Below are 13244 nucleotides of genomic sequence, written 5' to 3'. Positions count from 1 at the left end.
CGGACACCGCGCCCGATCGGTTGCCGCTGGAACACTGTACTGTCATAGCTGTTTATTCCTCCCTGAAAGCCTCTATCCGAAGAGACCGTGCGCCCGCTTTCGTGCAGACAGGTTCGAAGTCTCACCAAACTCTGCCTCCATCATCAATCCCACAATCTCGATTGTCAATACAAATCACGAGATTTTATGGAAACGCGGCTTTTTCAGGCACGGCCGTTTGCGCCGCAAACATTCAACGACTTTGGGTGAACGTATTTGGAACGACACCTGGCGAAGCCGTCAGAACGAGTGATTGATCCCAATTTGGATACCGGTCTGGCTCATGCCACCCGTCTGGGACGGGTCAAACGAGTTCAGGCTGACTGTCTTCGCGCCTAGGCTGTCGAGATAGCCGGCGTAGCCATAGACAAACGTGCGCACGGACAGGCGGTAGATACTGCCGAAGATCGCCCACGTCGGATAGCCCGGCCCTCTCGAAGTGTCATAGCGCATCGCATGCACTAGCAGTCAGCGTCTGCGCGAACATTAAGTTCGGTTGCTTGCCGAATTCCACCGAACCCCACGGACCCTTCAGGCCGACCAGCGCAAAGCGGTTGAACAGATCACCTGGCACCGTCATTGAACCGCTGTTCTCGAGAAAGCCGTTCTCGATCTTGAAATACGCCGACAGGCCCTCGCTAAGGTCTTCTCTGCCGGTTAGCCCCCAGTGCGACGGAATCGAGTTGCCGGATTGCATACCGATCGACGCCTTGCCGTCCGAGTTCGCGTGCGACAGGTACTGAATTCCCGTGTCGATGGTCCCACACAGCGTGACCGTTGATTGCGCATGCGCTACGCCGATTAAGCCTGCAACTGCCATTGGGAGGACAATCTTTCTAACCGACATGCTTAGGTTCACTAAATATAATATGCAAGAATATTAGTCAACCGACACTGAGTATGAACCAATAAGATCCAGCTCAATCGTCTGTCAGCGGGTCGCCCAGTGCTGGCTAGTCTCAAACGCATGTGCCAGGCGGAACAGCGTACTTTCTTCAAAATGACGTCCGACCAGCATCATGCCGACTGGCAGCCCGTCCGACATCCCACATGGCAGGCTGATTGCGGGGTGATGCGTGATGTCGAAAGCACATGTGTTGGCCAGCATCTCAGTTGCGCGCTGCCAATGCAGGCCAATATCCGCCGATGCATCGGGGATCGGTGTCGCCTGCATCGGCGTCGTGGGCAGCACCAAAACGTCGAATTGACTGAGCGCCGCATCGTATTGCGCGCGGAGCCGGCGCGCCAGATTCACACCCTTTCCGTACAGCGCGTGGCCCCGCTGACGGGTAGCGAGTGTGCTGGTAAGCAGCATGCCCTTGATGCCTGCAGGTAGGCCGCGGCGGTCACTACCCGCTCGGTAAAGATGGTCCATGAAGTCCGTCGGATAGGCATCAGCTCGGCCAATGCCGAAACCGTTCCCAGCCGTGATCAGGTTCGTGAGACCGTCGAGTGCAATCACCCCCCCAAATCGCCACTCCGTTTAGATGGGCCGGCACGCTAACGTCCTCGACATTAGCGCCAAGTCTGGCCAGCGCGTCGGCTGCCGCACGGACCTTGCCGTCGACGTCTGCCTCCGAGTTGAGGTGCCCGAATCCCTCCTTGAGCACGCCTACGCGCAAGCCATCGATGCCCTCGGCGATGTTCTGCGTATACGGCGACACCACCGCTTAGCATCGGCACACCGGCGACCATAATGCTGTCCTTGATGGCAATGCGCTTGCCAACCAGCTTCCCCTCTCCTGTTTCGCGAATCGAACACTTCAGCGACCACGAGTTGTTCCGGTTGTCCGCTCCTTCCAGGATCGAGAAGGGGCGCGTTGCGGTCGACGCGTTGGGCAGGTAGTCGTCAGTTGCGTCAACGAAAGCGTGGCCGTGGATCAGCTCCCCGACAATAGAGCCGAGACCGCCGACCTCCGCTTCGGTGAGTTCACCAATTCCGATGTCTCGGGCAGCAGCGATGAGGTCTGTCGACGTGAAGGACGGAGCGGTCATGTTGTTTTCCTGTTGGTTGGCAGAGTGAATATGGACTGAACTCTACCGACTGCCAAAAAGCCGACCTTCGCGTTATTGCGCCGGCCATCTGATTGTTGCTCTTGCAATATTGACAAGTTGCATTCAGCGTCCGACTTCTCTGACACGAATGGTCACCGCGACAACAATGGTATCCAACAAATGCCATGTCCAACGCGCACGAAATCATTAACCCCTTTGAAAGGGTTCTTGGAGGCAGGCAGGGCGTTATAGTCGACCGCGGTTCTCACCTGGATGGTGGTCGTGTCGGCTCGATGATCACATGCAATCTCGAAGCAAACGAACTGCGCAGCCCGGCGTTGCCCGAACTAGTGATCCTCGCCGGGCACGAGTACCAGCTCAGCTCCGCGCTCATGGACTTCGGCTGGGGCTTTCGTGAGCACTTTTCGAGCGCGCCGCATCCGATCCATATCTTCCCGCCCGGTGCGGACTTCTCGTGGGTACTGAACGGTCCCGCGCGAGCGACCTTCCTGACGATTGACGCAGACAGGACCTTCAGCATTTTCGATGAACTCGGCATCGCGAATCCGCTCGACGGGCTTTGGATGTTGTCCCAGCGTGGATTCGCCGAGCCATACGTGTACGCAACAATCGCCGCGCTCGCCGAGCAGATGGCGACGGGTGAATGCCCAGGTCTGCTAATCGATTCCTATTGCGCGACGATCGTCTTCCAGCTCGCGAAGCGTTGGACAGCAATGTCGGCCCGTGCGAAGCAGACCGGTCGGCTTTCTCCGGAGGCGCTAGGCCGTGCGATCGCATTCATCAACGATCGCCTGGCCGACGATTTATCGCTCGACGATCTCGCCAGTTTATGCGGTATAACGAAGTTCCATTTCCTGCGACTCTTCAAGGCGTCGACCAACTCGTCGCCGTATCAGTACCTTCGGGACCGCCGTATCGAGCGCGCGTGGCACCTGCTATCCACCACGCAGTACGCCATCGGCGACATCGCAGGCCAGTGCGGATTCGCGTCCGCTACTGGCTTCGCCGAAATGTTCCGGAAGGTGGTCGGTGTCGCACCGACAGCGTGGCGTGCAGCGCAAAAGAAGTAAGTTAGGGGCGACCCCGTCTACTGACAAGTTGCCCTCGCCGTCCACCACTCCAGGCTTTGAAGGCGTCGCGCGACACCCCCTAAGGGGAGATTCGAAAGGCTCGAAGAGCTTCCTACTCCAGTGCAGCAGCTCTGCGTGCGGCGGCTCAACAAAGTCTATGCTGCATCTGATCTGACTTTCAAAAGATCACGTAGCTCGGTGGAAGAATCAGCGAGTTCGTCTGGATTGACCGATATTCTTCGTTCAACAAGACGCTTTCCGATTCCCATTTCAAAAGCGCGATTGACAGTAAGAACACCCTCAACAACGTTCCCATTCAAGAAAAACGCGGAGAAGTCATCGGCTTCCAAATCACCACGCACAACAATGGATAAACTGTCGTCAAGCCTCCCAACACCCTGGATGTTTAAATCATACTGATCCGACCAAAACCAAGCCGGCTTGGAATATTCGACAGTCTGACCAAGCATGGCCTGGGCGGCGACGGAGGCCTGATCGATGGCGTTTTGATACGTTTCTAAACGCACCCGTCCCCCAAAGAAACCAGGTTGGCTGGCAACGTCCCCCGCCGCAAAAACATTCATGTGACTGGTACGTGATGAGCGATCGACGACAATTCCATTGTCCACTACCAGTCCAGCGCCAGCCGCCAGTTCCGTTGCCGGAACGATGCCAATCCCAACGACCACGGCATCGCAGTCAATACTTTCGCCATTCGACAGTTCGACTGCGTGGACTTTCCCCTCTCGTTGCCGTAAGGCTATCGGGGAAACTCCGAACCTGACGTGAATACCCTTCATACGATGCTTTTCAGCAAGCCAATGACCAAAACGTTCGCCGACAGCCCGAATCATGGCCGCCCGCGTCGGCTCGACTGCGAATACTTCACAACCAATTTTACGAGCGCTGGCCGCAACCTCCGAGCCGATCACGCCCATACCAATGACAACAATTCTGGCTCCCGGATACAAATCCCGCGCGAGAGCGTCCGCTTGATCCTTAGTTCGAAGATGATGTACGTTCGGCGCACCGGCACCCGAGAGTGGCAACAAGCACGCCCGAGCGCCCGTTGCAAGCAAAAACTTCTCCGCCGTAATTAGCTCGCCGTCCGAAAGCCGGACACCCCCCGCGGAAAAGTCTAATTCCACAGCACGAGCCCCAAGCCGCAAATCTACTCTATTCGCTTGATACCAATCTTCCGAATGCAGGAAAATTTTTTGCGCCGACTTGCCGGGCTCCCAAAGAACCTCTTTCGAGAGCGGCGGTCGTTCATAGGGACGCCAAGGCTCTTCCCCGATTAAAGTAATTCTTCCGTCGAAACCGGCTTGTCGAAGGGCCTCAACCGAACGCCCTCCAGCAAGATTAGCACCTACGACGACTATTGATTTAATCATGTACCTTGCCTGCTTGCGTACGACTCACTGATCAAACATTCCGACATTTCCTCTTTCGAAGACTGACGATAACTCTCTCAGGTTCCGCATAATGGGGAAAGCATCACATTCACAAACGTGTCAACTACACAATCCAAAATCAAGCAGCCGCACCCTCAGAAATCGAATGGCGAATTGATATCCATCCGTCATCAATCTCAACCGAATAAGTTCGCAACGGAATTTGGCACGGTGGCACGCTCGCTGCACCACTTTTTATGTTGAAAGCACCCCCATGAAATGGACATTCGATAACTTCGCCATCCTGAAATCCCTCCGTAAGAATGCCATTTCCATGGGTACACTGGTTATCGGTAACGAAGTACTCCGTGCCGATTTGATAGACGGCTAGGGAAGGCAGCGACGGAAGATTAATAGCAACTGGCGAACCTTCCTTAACAGCAGTGATTTCGCACAAACGGACGTGATCTTGCATAAAATTTCCTCTAGCTAGTAGAGTTTTCCAATATTCCAATGACAATATGGAACAGTAACCTGATGTCTTTTACACAACCTTTTTTGCCTGATTCATTGGGAGCGGACAAACCAAGACAGCGTGATTCGGCAATTATGGCGATGTACCGGCTCCCTGAACATGAAACCTCCTCCTTTAATCTCCTTAAATTTTATTTGTAAATATCCCTATACACCGGTGTGGTACCGTCTTTACCATCTCAAAGAGGGTAAACAAGATAACGCGGCAAAACAGTTGTATCAAGGACGGCTCGCCTAGAGAGTATCCGCGCGCCACTTTGATCAGAAGTCAGCCGAATCTCGTCTTCATATACCCCCGTCGCAAGAACCCCTGAACTGCCACCGTTGTCCGGCGTATATAGCACTGAAAAATTGGACCAGACCTTAAAATCTAGATCTGAAATCCGTTCAGCGCGCACTCGTTGGACGAAATGGCGCGTTTGGTAATCTTCAAACGTGCCTGCCCATATCTTTGTAATATAGGTAACGCGATCGAAAAGACGAGCCTTACAGTCATCCATCATCAACGCAAGCGGCAATCCCCGATTGACATTTTCTCGTGAAATACAAATATATGAAGCGATATCATCGCCTGAAAATGCATCCAGCCACTTGTTCATTTCTTTGCTATCAAGCGCTTCGACGTATTTGAGATTAATCGCATCAATGGCCGCCAATGCGTTAGCACTTATCTCACTCATGCTTGCTCACCCCGCGAAAAGTCCATTACCGTGCGATAGTACTCCCACCGTGCCAGGTTTCCGCTCTCCTCATTTTGCTCCAATTCCGTAGCGGGAAGCTTCCTGAACTCCTTCACGCCCTTCTGAAAGACGGCATTACCCGGTGTAAAACTACCGGCAAACACACGATTGAAAATCGATGCGTCTTCAAGGCTGACCATGCCTGACGGCCCGAGCAGATTCGAACTCTGCCGCAAGCGATGGCGAAGCAGTTCCTCATTGTCGTCTTGATGGGCGAAATAAGCATAGTGGACCTCGACCTTATCAACGCCAACCGGATTCGCGAACCGTAAATTGATAACATCCAAATGTTTCGTAGAAACGAATGTTGGAAACAGTTCAACGATCCGCGTACCAATGGAAGGGTCTTCTCCCTTGAACGCTATGATAGATGGATCTTTCAGAACGTTAGCGCCAGTAGAAACCGAAAGTTGGCTTTCAAAACCGATATGCCCGCGCTTCGTCGCCGTGAACTGGCGGCCCTTTCCACCCTGCCAGTTAAGCAATCCAAAAGCCTTGTGTAGCAACGGGGCATGATAGCCATCGTTATCAGCGTAAACCTTCCAGTTCGAGCGATAAGAAACCTTCTGATATCCCAGCAACTTCAAGCGCCCGTCCCCACCCATCAGGTCAGCAAGGGTTGGTTTCATCTCTTCGCCAAGGAATTCATCGAGAGATTCCGTATCGGGAGAAAATGTCACGAATATCAGCCCCAGATAACTATCGCTCCGCGGCTGACTTAAAGGGTAGTCCTTCCGATCGAATCCCGGCGAATATCCTGATTGGTTTGGGCAACCAATCAGCTGCCCTTCCGTACTGAACAACCAGCGGTGGTATGGACATTCGAATTCTTTCTTGGTACCGAAGGGAGCTGTCTCCAACTGGTTACCGCGATGCGAGCAATCGTTATAAAATACTCTAACGATGCCGTCCTGCCCACGAGCAATCAGCAAAGGGACATCAACCAGTTTCGTCGTTTTAAAATCTCCCGGGTTCGGAAGCTCGCTTTCGTGGGCTATCGGATGCCATTCCCGGCCGTAGAAAATTCGCTCGACTTCCGCTTTATAGATATCGGGACGAACAAAACTTTCCTTGGGAACTTCATTGAAATTTTGTGGCCAGTTAAGATGAGGCGTTAGCGGTTGATAATCCATCAGTTTACTCCCTAAACAAGTCAAATCGAACCTTATGCGCAAGCAGAGCCTCAGACGTCCTTCACACCAAGTAAAAGGCAAAGACGCGTTGGATTTGCGCGGTCGTGATGCTTACACCTCAATCTTGTTTGATTCTAAGCACCGTTTTCGTCATTGAATTAAAGTCGACGATCATCCTGATACGTAAAGCTCACAGCACCCAATCCTCCGATTACTGCCTGCACATGGTCGCCTGGCGTCATCGAAACCATAGGCCCGAGTGCGCCAGTCAGCAGGATATCGCCGGCCTTGAGGCTGATGCCGAGTGAAGTCAGGGTCTTTGCCAGCCAAGCCGCCGCTTTCAACGGATGCCCGAGACATGCAGCGCCGGCCCCTACCGAGCGGACCTCGCCGTTGACCTCGAGTGCCATTCCGCAGGTATAAAGATCGAGGCTGGAAAGTTTCCTGCGCTCCTGTCCAAGGACAAAGTATGCAGAAGAACCGTTGTCTGCGACGGTATCGGCGTAGGTGATCTTCCAATCTGTAATGCGACTATCGACAATTTCGATAGCAGCAACTGCATAATCAGTTACGTCTGCTACGTCGTCCGGAGTCGGATCCGATAAGTTAAGTTCACGTCCAAGTACTAGCGCGACCTCGGCCTCCACCTTCGGTTGGATTGTTTTGGAGACTGACAATGTTCCGCCATTCTGAATCTGCATATCATCGAAAAGCACGCCATAATCGGGAATATCAACACCGAGCTGCGCTTGCACCGTTTTGGCAGTGAGGCCGATTTTGCGCCCTACGATGCGTCGACCCTCCTGTTCCCAGAAACGGGTATTGATATCCTGTACGATATAGGCGGAGCTTTCGTCAGACGGCTCAAGCCCATCACGCAGCGGCGGCACAGGGCCTTGAGAATAGGCGAGCCTTAGACGGGCGGCTAATGTATCGTGATTAATTGACATCTGGTTTCTCCCTTTTCCGGCTTTGGCCGAATACGCGTCTGCGAGATTGCTTTAGATTGAATTCTATGGGGTGATATGGAGTGCCACCCTTCCCAACGCCTCTGTCGTCGCGCAAACGTAGTCGCCCGGCATAAGCGGATGCGCAGGCGTCGCACCACTTATTAGCACGACATCTCCAGGCTGCAGCGCTCCGCCGGTACGTTCCAAAGCGCACGCGGTCTCTAGCAGTGCACGCATAGGATTACCAAGGATCGCCGCAGTCGAGCCGATTTGAACAGTACGACCGTTGATGTCAAGGAGGACTCCGAGATTTTCGATATTTGTGCTGGGTTTGGAGATGCCGCCAAGAACGAAGCCTGCAGCAAAAGCATTATCTACAATCATATCCTTTAGAGAATACTCGGCGGCACCGTAGCGGCTATCGATAATCTCGAGCGCAGGAGCAATGGCCGCGATCGCCGCAGACGCCTCGGCCGCGCTGGCACTGCTCCGTAATGGCTGCTCCAAAATATATGCGAGGCTCGGCTGCACCTGAGGCTGCAAATAGCGGCTGAGCGACAAGTCGCTACCTTCGGCAAGACGCGCCGCTTCGGTGAGCCACCCAAAAACAATTTGCGGCGAATCACCGTGCCGCATCGCTGTCCTTGAGGTAAGGTTCACTTTAACTCCCACGCGTGTATCGCCGCGGGCGCGACGTCTCGCAATGGATGCGGCCTGAATCGCGTAAGCGTCCTCTACTGTCAAGGAGGCCGTGTCCGTGAGCGGAACAATGGCTGAGGCCTTGTCCGCAGCTTCGTCGAGCATCCGCGCAAACTCCGACCAGTTTTTCATGCGGCATCCCTCAATAAGCTAGACGACGGAACATAGTCATCGGCAAATACGGCGCTTACCGTCCCAAGTCCATTGATTCGTACTTCGAACGCGTCACCTGATCCGACCGGGACCATTGGCCCGAGAGCTCCGGAAAGAATAACGTCACCTGTTTTGAGCGGCAGTCCAACCTCCGCCATCTTCCGCGCGAGCCACAACGCCGCATTCACGGGGTTGCCCATACTAGCCGCGCCGGCACCGACCGAGACCGGCTCGCCCCCCTTTTCCATAACGGCGCCGCAAAGGCGGACGTCGAAATCCGACAGACGAACAGGATTGGAACCTAGCACATACAATCCTGAACAGGCGTTATCAGCAATGGCATCGACGAGATCGAAATCACGGTTACGGAACCGCGAGGTACAAATCTCAATTGAAGGAAGAGCAAACTCGATTGCGAGAAGCATGTCGGCGAGCGTAATTTGTGGCTCGTTCAAATCGCGGCCGATAACAAACGCAACTTCTGCTTCGATGGTCGGCAGCATCAGGTTCGCCATCGAAATTTCTTCGGATTCGTATCGGGACATATCGGCGAACAAGACGCCGTAGTTCGGCTCAACGACGCCGAGCTGCTTGCGCATGGCGGCCGAAGTCGCCCCGATCTTGCGGCCCACGAGCCGACGGCCCGATTCTAGTGCGGCCTCTGTAACAAGAGCTTGCACCGCATAGGCGGCGTCAAGGTCACCAGGAGGAAGAAGCGTTCGGATTGGCGCGCATGGTTCGAGCGTCGCCGCAGCCTGGATCAACCTCTCCGCCGATATGGCGATATTAGGGTCTAGAGTCACTTTCTGACGCCTTGTCCGTTAATGTGTATACGAATTTCAGCTTGATCTGAATTACGTTTCGTTCTACATAATTTTGTAGAACGCTAACCAGATAAATTTCATACGCCTCCCCGGCCATAGTGAATGGCTGGGGTTGTTGTCCTCGCGGAGTAGAACTTAGGTCATAACTGACAGAAATGACTCAATGATTTTCCGTTCGTAATAGAAAACGCCTTTAGGTATATGCCGTCCGCTCCAAGTCCGAACTGGGTGATCCGGATAAAACGTGTAACTACCTGTGAAGACCTCGTTGCGGTTTCCGGACGGATCGAAAAAGTAGATAGTTCTGCCCTGTGTTGCACCGTGGCGTGTGGGACCGATTTCGATCGATACATCGTAACGGGCGATAATATCCGCGGCATGTCCAAGATCGTTCCAGGTCTCAAGTTCAAAGGAGACATGGTGTAGTTTGTTTGGCTCGGGGAAACTCAGGAAGGCGATGTCGTGCGCTTTCATGCCACAGGAAAGGAAAACGGCTATGAGGCCATCCTCCCCCTCAATCCGCTCCACCAAAGAAAAATCAAGAACTTTTTCAAAAAATTCCAGGACTCGCTCGATATGCGGTCCAATTAATTGGGCGTGGTCGAATCGCCGAGCCCGCATACCATGAGGTTCATGCTCCCAAACCTCGGGGTTTTGAAATGATGGACGAGGGTGAGATGGTTCGGCGGCATGATACAACTCCAGGCGATGCCCGGATTCCAATGTCCAGCCGATGCGCCGACCGATCCCCGGCTGTTCGCCAGCGGGTACATGATCTACGTCATAGCCGAAGTCCTTGACACGGTGCTCGAACTCATTTAAATCGGCTTCCCGGGCAACTTTGAAAGCCATTAGGTCGAAGCCAGGAGATGCCGCCTGACGCAGCACGATCGAATGATGGTCTACTTCATCGGCAGCCTTGAGATAGACACGGCCGTCTTCTCCGGTCGCGACTTTGTGCAAGCCGACACGCGCGACGTAGTGCTCAACGGAGGCGTGCAAATCGAGCACGCGAATTTGGATGAAGCCTGGACGAAGCACGCCGGTAAGCGCCATGCTTTTTCTCCTCCTGGATTTTTATAAGTCCGCGGCGACAACGGTCCGCGGTCTTGCTTTCGGCGCCGGCTCAAGCCTGAGCGTGATATCCGAAAGCGCAAATATTGAGCAGCACAAAACGATTCCGAGATCGCGACCCTCTGGCGACACATGTTCCTGGCTCATCGCCTCGGATCGGTAATTTCCCTTTAAAACCCGCGCGCGGCAAATGCCACAGCCCCCCCGACGACAACCAACCGGCAGCTTGGTCTTCAATTCAGGGAGCCTCCCAAGGCTCTGTGCGCGTTCAAGCGAAACAAGGACACGCTCATCGGAAAAAGTGGGAACGTGACCCACCCCGTCTATTGCTACGACAAAAGACTCTGGGGCAGCGCCGACCATCTCCGCCTCATCTGGTGGAATTTGCGGCCGATCAAATGCCATCCCAGTCTCCCAAATCCATTCGATCGCCAACTTTTTTTGGCAAGAAATCAAGCTCATAGCGTTGATTTGGATCATATCCACGAAAATATCCGTCGTCAAGAAAAATGTCGAGATTTTTAATCATCATCGTATTTTCCATAATTTCCGTACATTCGAGACTTGCACGAATCTTCCGAGATTGTTAGCATATATCGAACATATAGCACATCTTGCCCCTCGCCACACAGTGGTCGAGCGGAGTCGTAAGTGGTCAAGCAGACTGAGAATGGGGCACGTCAATGAGAGTGATCGAACCGCAGCGTCGAGATGGCGTATCGGCGCGTAGTCTGGTCGAAGCAGCTTATGTCGCTTTGCGCGATGACATCATGAATGGCACCTTGCTGCCTGGGGAGAGGCTTCGTGTGGAAATTCTTAAAGACCGCTATGGCGTCGGTGCCTCAACCCTTCGAGAAGCGTTGACCCGTCTTGGGGGGGAAGCTTTGGTGACATCCGAAGAGCAGCGTGGCTTTCGCGTGGCGGGCGTCTCCCTGGCTGATTTCATCGACCTAAGCGAGACTCGGAAATTCATCGAGGTTGAGGCCGTGCGCCAATCGATTCTGGCCGCGAATGACAGTTGGGAAGGAAACTTGATTCTCGCCTATCATCGTCTTTCCAAAGTCGAACAAAAACTAGCAAGCCCTTCGCCGAGCTTGATCACAGAGTATGAGCAATGCAACCGAGAGTTCCATCGGGCATTGGTAGCCGCTTGCCCGTTACGATGGCTCTTGCAGTTTCAAGCGATCCTCTTTCAGCAGTCCGAACGTTATCGACGCATTTCCCTGACGCACACCGAGATAGAGCGCGATGTGCACGCGGAGCATAAGGCCATTATGGAAGCTGCGCTGGCGCGCGATGTGACAACTGTCTGCCGGCTCGAGGGCGAGCACATCAAGCGGGCAGTTGAGAAGCTGACGGCGGTCATTGCCCGCGACGAATAGATAGCAAGGCAGATATCGCTCCGGTGCGAAGTGTTACCTGATCAGCGCGAAACACGAGATGCCTTTCCATGTGCGTTTCGGGTCGCGAAAGCCGCACACGTCGCGAAAAAAGCCCCTTTGGGGATTCGCCGCTCGCTGAGGTGTCGGTTGATGGCTGTTCTGCAACCGATCGTTCTGCTTCACTGCCGCTTTGATCAATATGTGTTTTACGCTAGCCAGTACGGTGTATCGGCCTTCGCTGCCGGATAGCTTCACGCAGAGCGCTGGGTTCGGCGCGGTGTCCGTCTGACAGCACGCCACAACGGGTAAGACTCACCGCGCATTGCGATGAACATTTCGCCAAGATGCCACGTACTGCCAGCCCCGCGGCGCGCTGCTTACCCGCGGCAAGCAAAGTTCTTGTCGAACTTGTCGCACCAGCACTGGATCGTCTCGTACTTCACGATCACGCGTGCTCTAACAGCTCTTCGATTTCGCACAAGTCCGGTTGGAAGCGGAAATGCCAGCACACTGCACGACTGATGACGCCAGCGGGGAAGCGGTGACCATGATGGAGCGACTTCGACCTTTTCAGCGAGTCATATTGCCCGACTGAACCAACAAACTGACTAAGCCCAAATTTTGTCCGCGCGAGTTCAGCCCAATGCATCACGACCGCGCGACCTGTCGTTCTCCCCACTTACAGGAACCCAGCATGGCCATCTCGAGCTATACCGACACCCGTCTTCTGATCAACGGCGAGTGGTGCGACGCCGCCAGCGGCAAAACCCTCGACGTCATCAACCCCGCCACCGGCAAGGCCATCGGCAAGGTGGCTCACGCCGGTATCGCCGATCTGGACCGGGCGCTGGCCGCCGCGCAGCGCGGCTTCGAAGCCTGGCGCAAGATTCCGGCCAACGAACGTGCCACCACCATGCGCAAAGCCGCGGCGCTGGTGCGTGAACGTGCTTCGGACATCGCCCGCCTGATGACGCAGGAACAAGGCAAGCCGTTCGCCGAGGCGCGCGTCGAAGTGCTGTCCGCGGCGGACATCATCGAGTGGTTCGCTGACGAAGGCCGCCGCGTCTACGGCCGGGTCGTGCCGCCGCGCAATCTGGCGGTGCAGCAAACCGTGCTCAAGGAGCCGATCGGCCCGGTGGCGGCCTTCACGCCGTGGAATTTCCCGGTCAATCAGGTCGTGCGCAAGCTGAGCGCGGCGCTCGCGTGCGGCTGCTCGTTCCTCGTCAAGGCGCCGGA

17 protein-coding genes and 1 pseudogene are annotated in these 13244 nt (G+C 54.6%); 3 read left to right on the top strand and 15 right to left on the bottom strand.

Translation table 11 applies throughout. The annotated features are described in order from the left end of the window. Positions 1–279: 279 nt before the first annotated feature. The 4 genes from P3T25_RS44305 to P3T25_RS44290 all read right to left on the bottom strand — a co-directional run bounded on the left by P3T25_RS44305 (position 280) and on the right by P3T25_RS44290 (position 2034). Positions 280–492: a hypothetical protein gene (locus P3T25_RS44305; protein WP_429363710.1), complete on the bottom strand. Its 213-nt coding sequence runs from the start codon at positions 490–492 to the stop codon at positions 280–282. Further along, a complete protein-coding gene (locus tag P3T25_RS44300; RefSeq protein WP_429363708.1) occupies positions 482–859 on the bottom strand; it encodes a porin in 378 nt (125 codons plus the stop codon). The genes P3T25_RS44305 and P3T25_RS44300 overlap by 11 nt, the downstream gene beginning before the upstream one ends. Before the next feature lie 111 nt (positions 860–970). Continuing rightward, positions 971–1501: an amidase family protein gene (locus P3T25_RS44295; protein WP_429363706.1), complete on the bottom strand. Its 531-nt coding sequence runs from the start codon at positions 1499–1501 to the stop codon at positions 971–973. Positions 1502–1554: 53 nt separating this feature from the next. Further along, positions 1555–2034, bottom strand: coding sequence for a hypothetical protein (locus P3T25_RS44290; protein ID WP_429363704.1), 480 nt, complete (start codon positions 2032–2034; stop codon positions 1555–1557). Positions 2035–2327: 293 nt separating this feature from the next. On the opposite strand from P3T25_RS44290, the gene P3T25_RS44285 reads away from it, so the two are divergent. Beyond that, on the top strand, positions 2328–3125 hold the full coding sequence (locus P3T25_RS44285; RefSeq protein ID WP_429363702.1) for a helix-turn-helix transcriptional regulator: 798 nt from the start codon (positions 2328–2330) through the stop codon (positions 3123–3125). Between the two features lie 155 nt (positions 3126–3280). Here P3T25_RS44285 and P3T25_RS44280 read toward each other — a convergent pair whose 3' ends face one another. The 10 genes from P3T25_RS44280 to P3T25_RS44235 all read right to left on the bottom strand — a co-directional run bounded on the left by P3T25_RS44280 (position 3281) and on the right by P3T25_RS44235 (position 11158). Next, entirely contained in the window at positions 3281–4519 is a 1239-nt protein-coding gene (locus P3T25_RS44280) for an NAD(P)/FAD-dependent oxidoreductase (protein ID WP_429363700.1), read from the bottom strand. Positions 4520–4658: 139 nt separating this feature from the next. Then, complete coding sequence (locus tag P3T25_RS44275; protein ID WP_429363698.1) at positions 4659–4994, bottom strand: non-heme iron oxygenase ferredoxin subunit; 336 nt, start codon at positions 4992–4994, stop codon at positions 4659–4661. A gap of 238 nt (positions 4995–5232) precedes the next feature. Next, positions 5233–5733: an aromatic-ring-hydroxylating dioxygenase subunit beta gene (locus tag P3T25_RS44270; RefSeq protein ID WP_429363696.1), complete on the bottom strand. Its 501-nt coding sequence runs from the start codon at positions 5731–5733 to the stop codon at positions 5233–5235. Next, entirely contained in the window at positions 5730–6926 is a 1197-nt protein-coding gene (locus P3T25_RS44265; RefSeq protein WP_429363694.1) for an aromatic ring-hydroxylating oxygenase subunit alpha, read from the bottom strand. The genes P3T25_RS44270 and P3T25_RS44265 overlap by 4 nt, the downstream gene beginning before the upstream one ends. A 158-nt stretch (positions 6927–7084) precedes the next feature. Further along, positions 7085–7876 (bottom strand): 2-keto-4-pentenoate hydratase, encoded by a 792-nt coding sequence (locus P3T25_RS44260; RefSeq protein ID WP_429363692.1) that lies wholly within the window; start codon positions 7874–7876, stop codon positions 7085–7087. A 63-nt stretch (positions 7877–7939) separates the two neighbouring features. Beyond that, a complete protein-coding gene (locus P3T25_RS44255) occupies positions 7940–8707 on the bottom strand; it encodes a 2-keto-4-pentenoate hydratase (RefSeq protein ID WP_429363690.1) in 768 nt (255 codons plus the stop codon). Then, complete coding sequence (locus P3T25_RS44250; RefSeq protein WP_429363688.1) at positions 8704–9531, bottom strand: 2-keto-4-pentenoate hydratase; 828 nt, start codon at positions 9529–9531, stop codon at positions 8704–8706. The genes P3T25_RS44255 and P3T25_RS44250 overlap by 4 nt, the downstream gene beginning before the upstream one ends. A 156-nt stretch (positions 9532–9687) precedes the next feature. Then, a complete protein-coding gene (locus P3T25_RS44245; protein ID WP_429363686.1) occupies positions 9688–10608 on the bottom strand; it encodes a catechol 2,3-dioxygenase in 921 nt (306 codons plus the stop codon). Positions 10609–10629: 21 nt separating this feature from the next. Then, complete coding sequence (locus P3T25_RS44240; RefSeq protein WP_429363760.1) at positions 10630–10989, bottom strand: 2Fe-2S iron-sulfur cluster-binding protein; 360 nt, start codon at positions 10987–10989, stop codon at positions 10630–10632. Positions 10990–11020: 31 nt separating this feature from the next. Beyond that, the gene (locus tag P3T25_RS44235; protein WP_429363764.1) at positions 11021–11158 is read right to left on the bottom strand and encodes a hypothetical protein; all 138 of its coding nucleotides are present in this window, start codon (positions 11156–11158) and stop codon (positions 11021–11023) included. 151 nt (positions 11159–11309) lie between these two features. Between P3T25_RS44235 and P3T25_RS44230 the strand changes: the two genes are divergently transcribed. After that, positions 11310–12008, top strand: coding sequence for a GntR family transcriptional regulator (locus P3T25_RS44230; protein ID WP_429363684.1), 699 nt, complete (start codon positions 11310–11312; stop codon positions 12006–12008). A gap of 36 nt (positions 12009–12044) precedes the next feature. On the opposite strand, the pseudogene P3T25_RS44225 reads toward P3T25_RS44230, so the two are convergent. Continuing rightward, positions 12045–12582 (bottom strand): annotated as a pseudogene (locus P3T25_RS44225) (IS6 family transposase); the annotation flags it as partial. A 120-nt stretch (positions 12583–12702) separates the two neighbouring features. On the opposite strand from P3T25_RS44225, the gene P3T25_RS44220 reads away from it, so the two are divergent. After that, a partial coding sequence (locus P3T25_RS44220; RefSeq protein WP_429363682.1) for an aldehyde dehydrogenase family protein occupies positions 12703–13244 on the top strand: 542 nt, incomplete at its 3' end.

This window comes from Paraburkholderia sp. GAS32, from assembly GCF_050434225.1.
GTDB classification, from domain to species: Bacteria; Pseudomonadota; Gammaproteobacteria; order Burkholderiales; family Burkholderiaceae; genus Paraburkholderia; species Paraburkholderia madseniana.
This window is presented reverse-complemented; position numbering and strand designations above follow the sequence as displayed.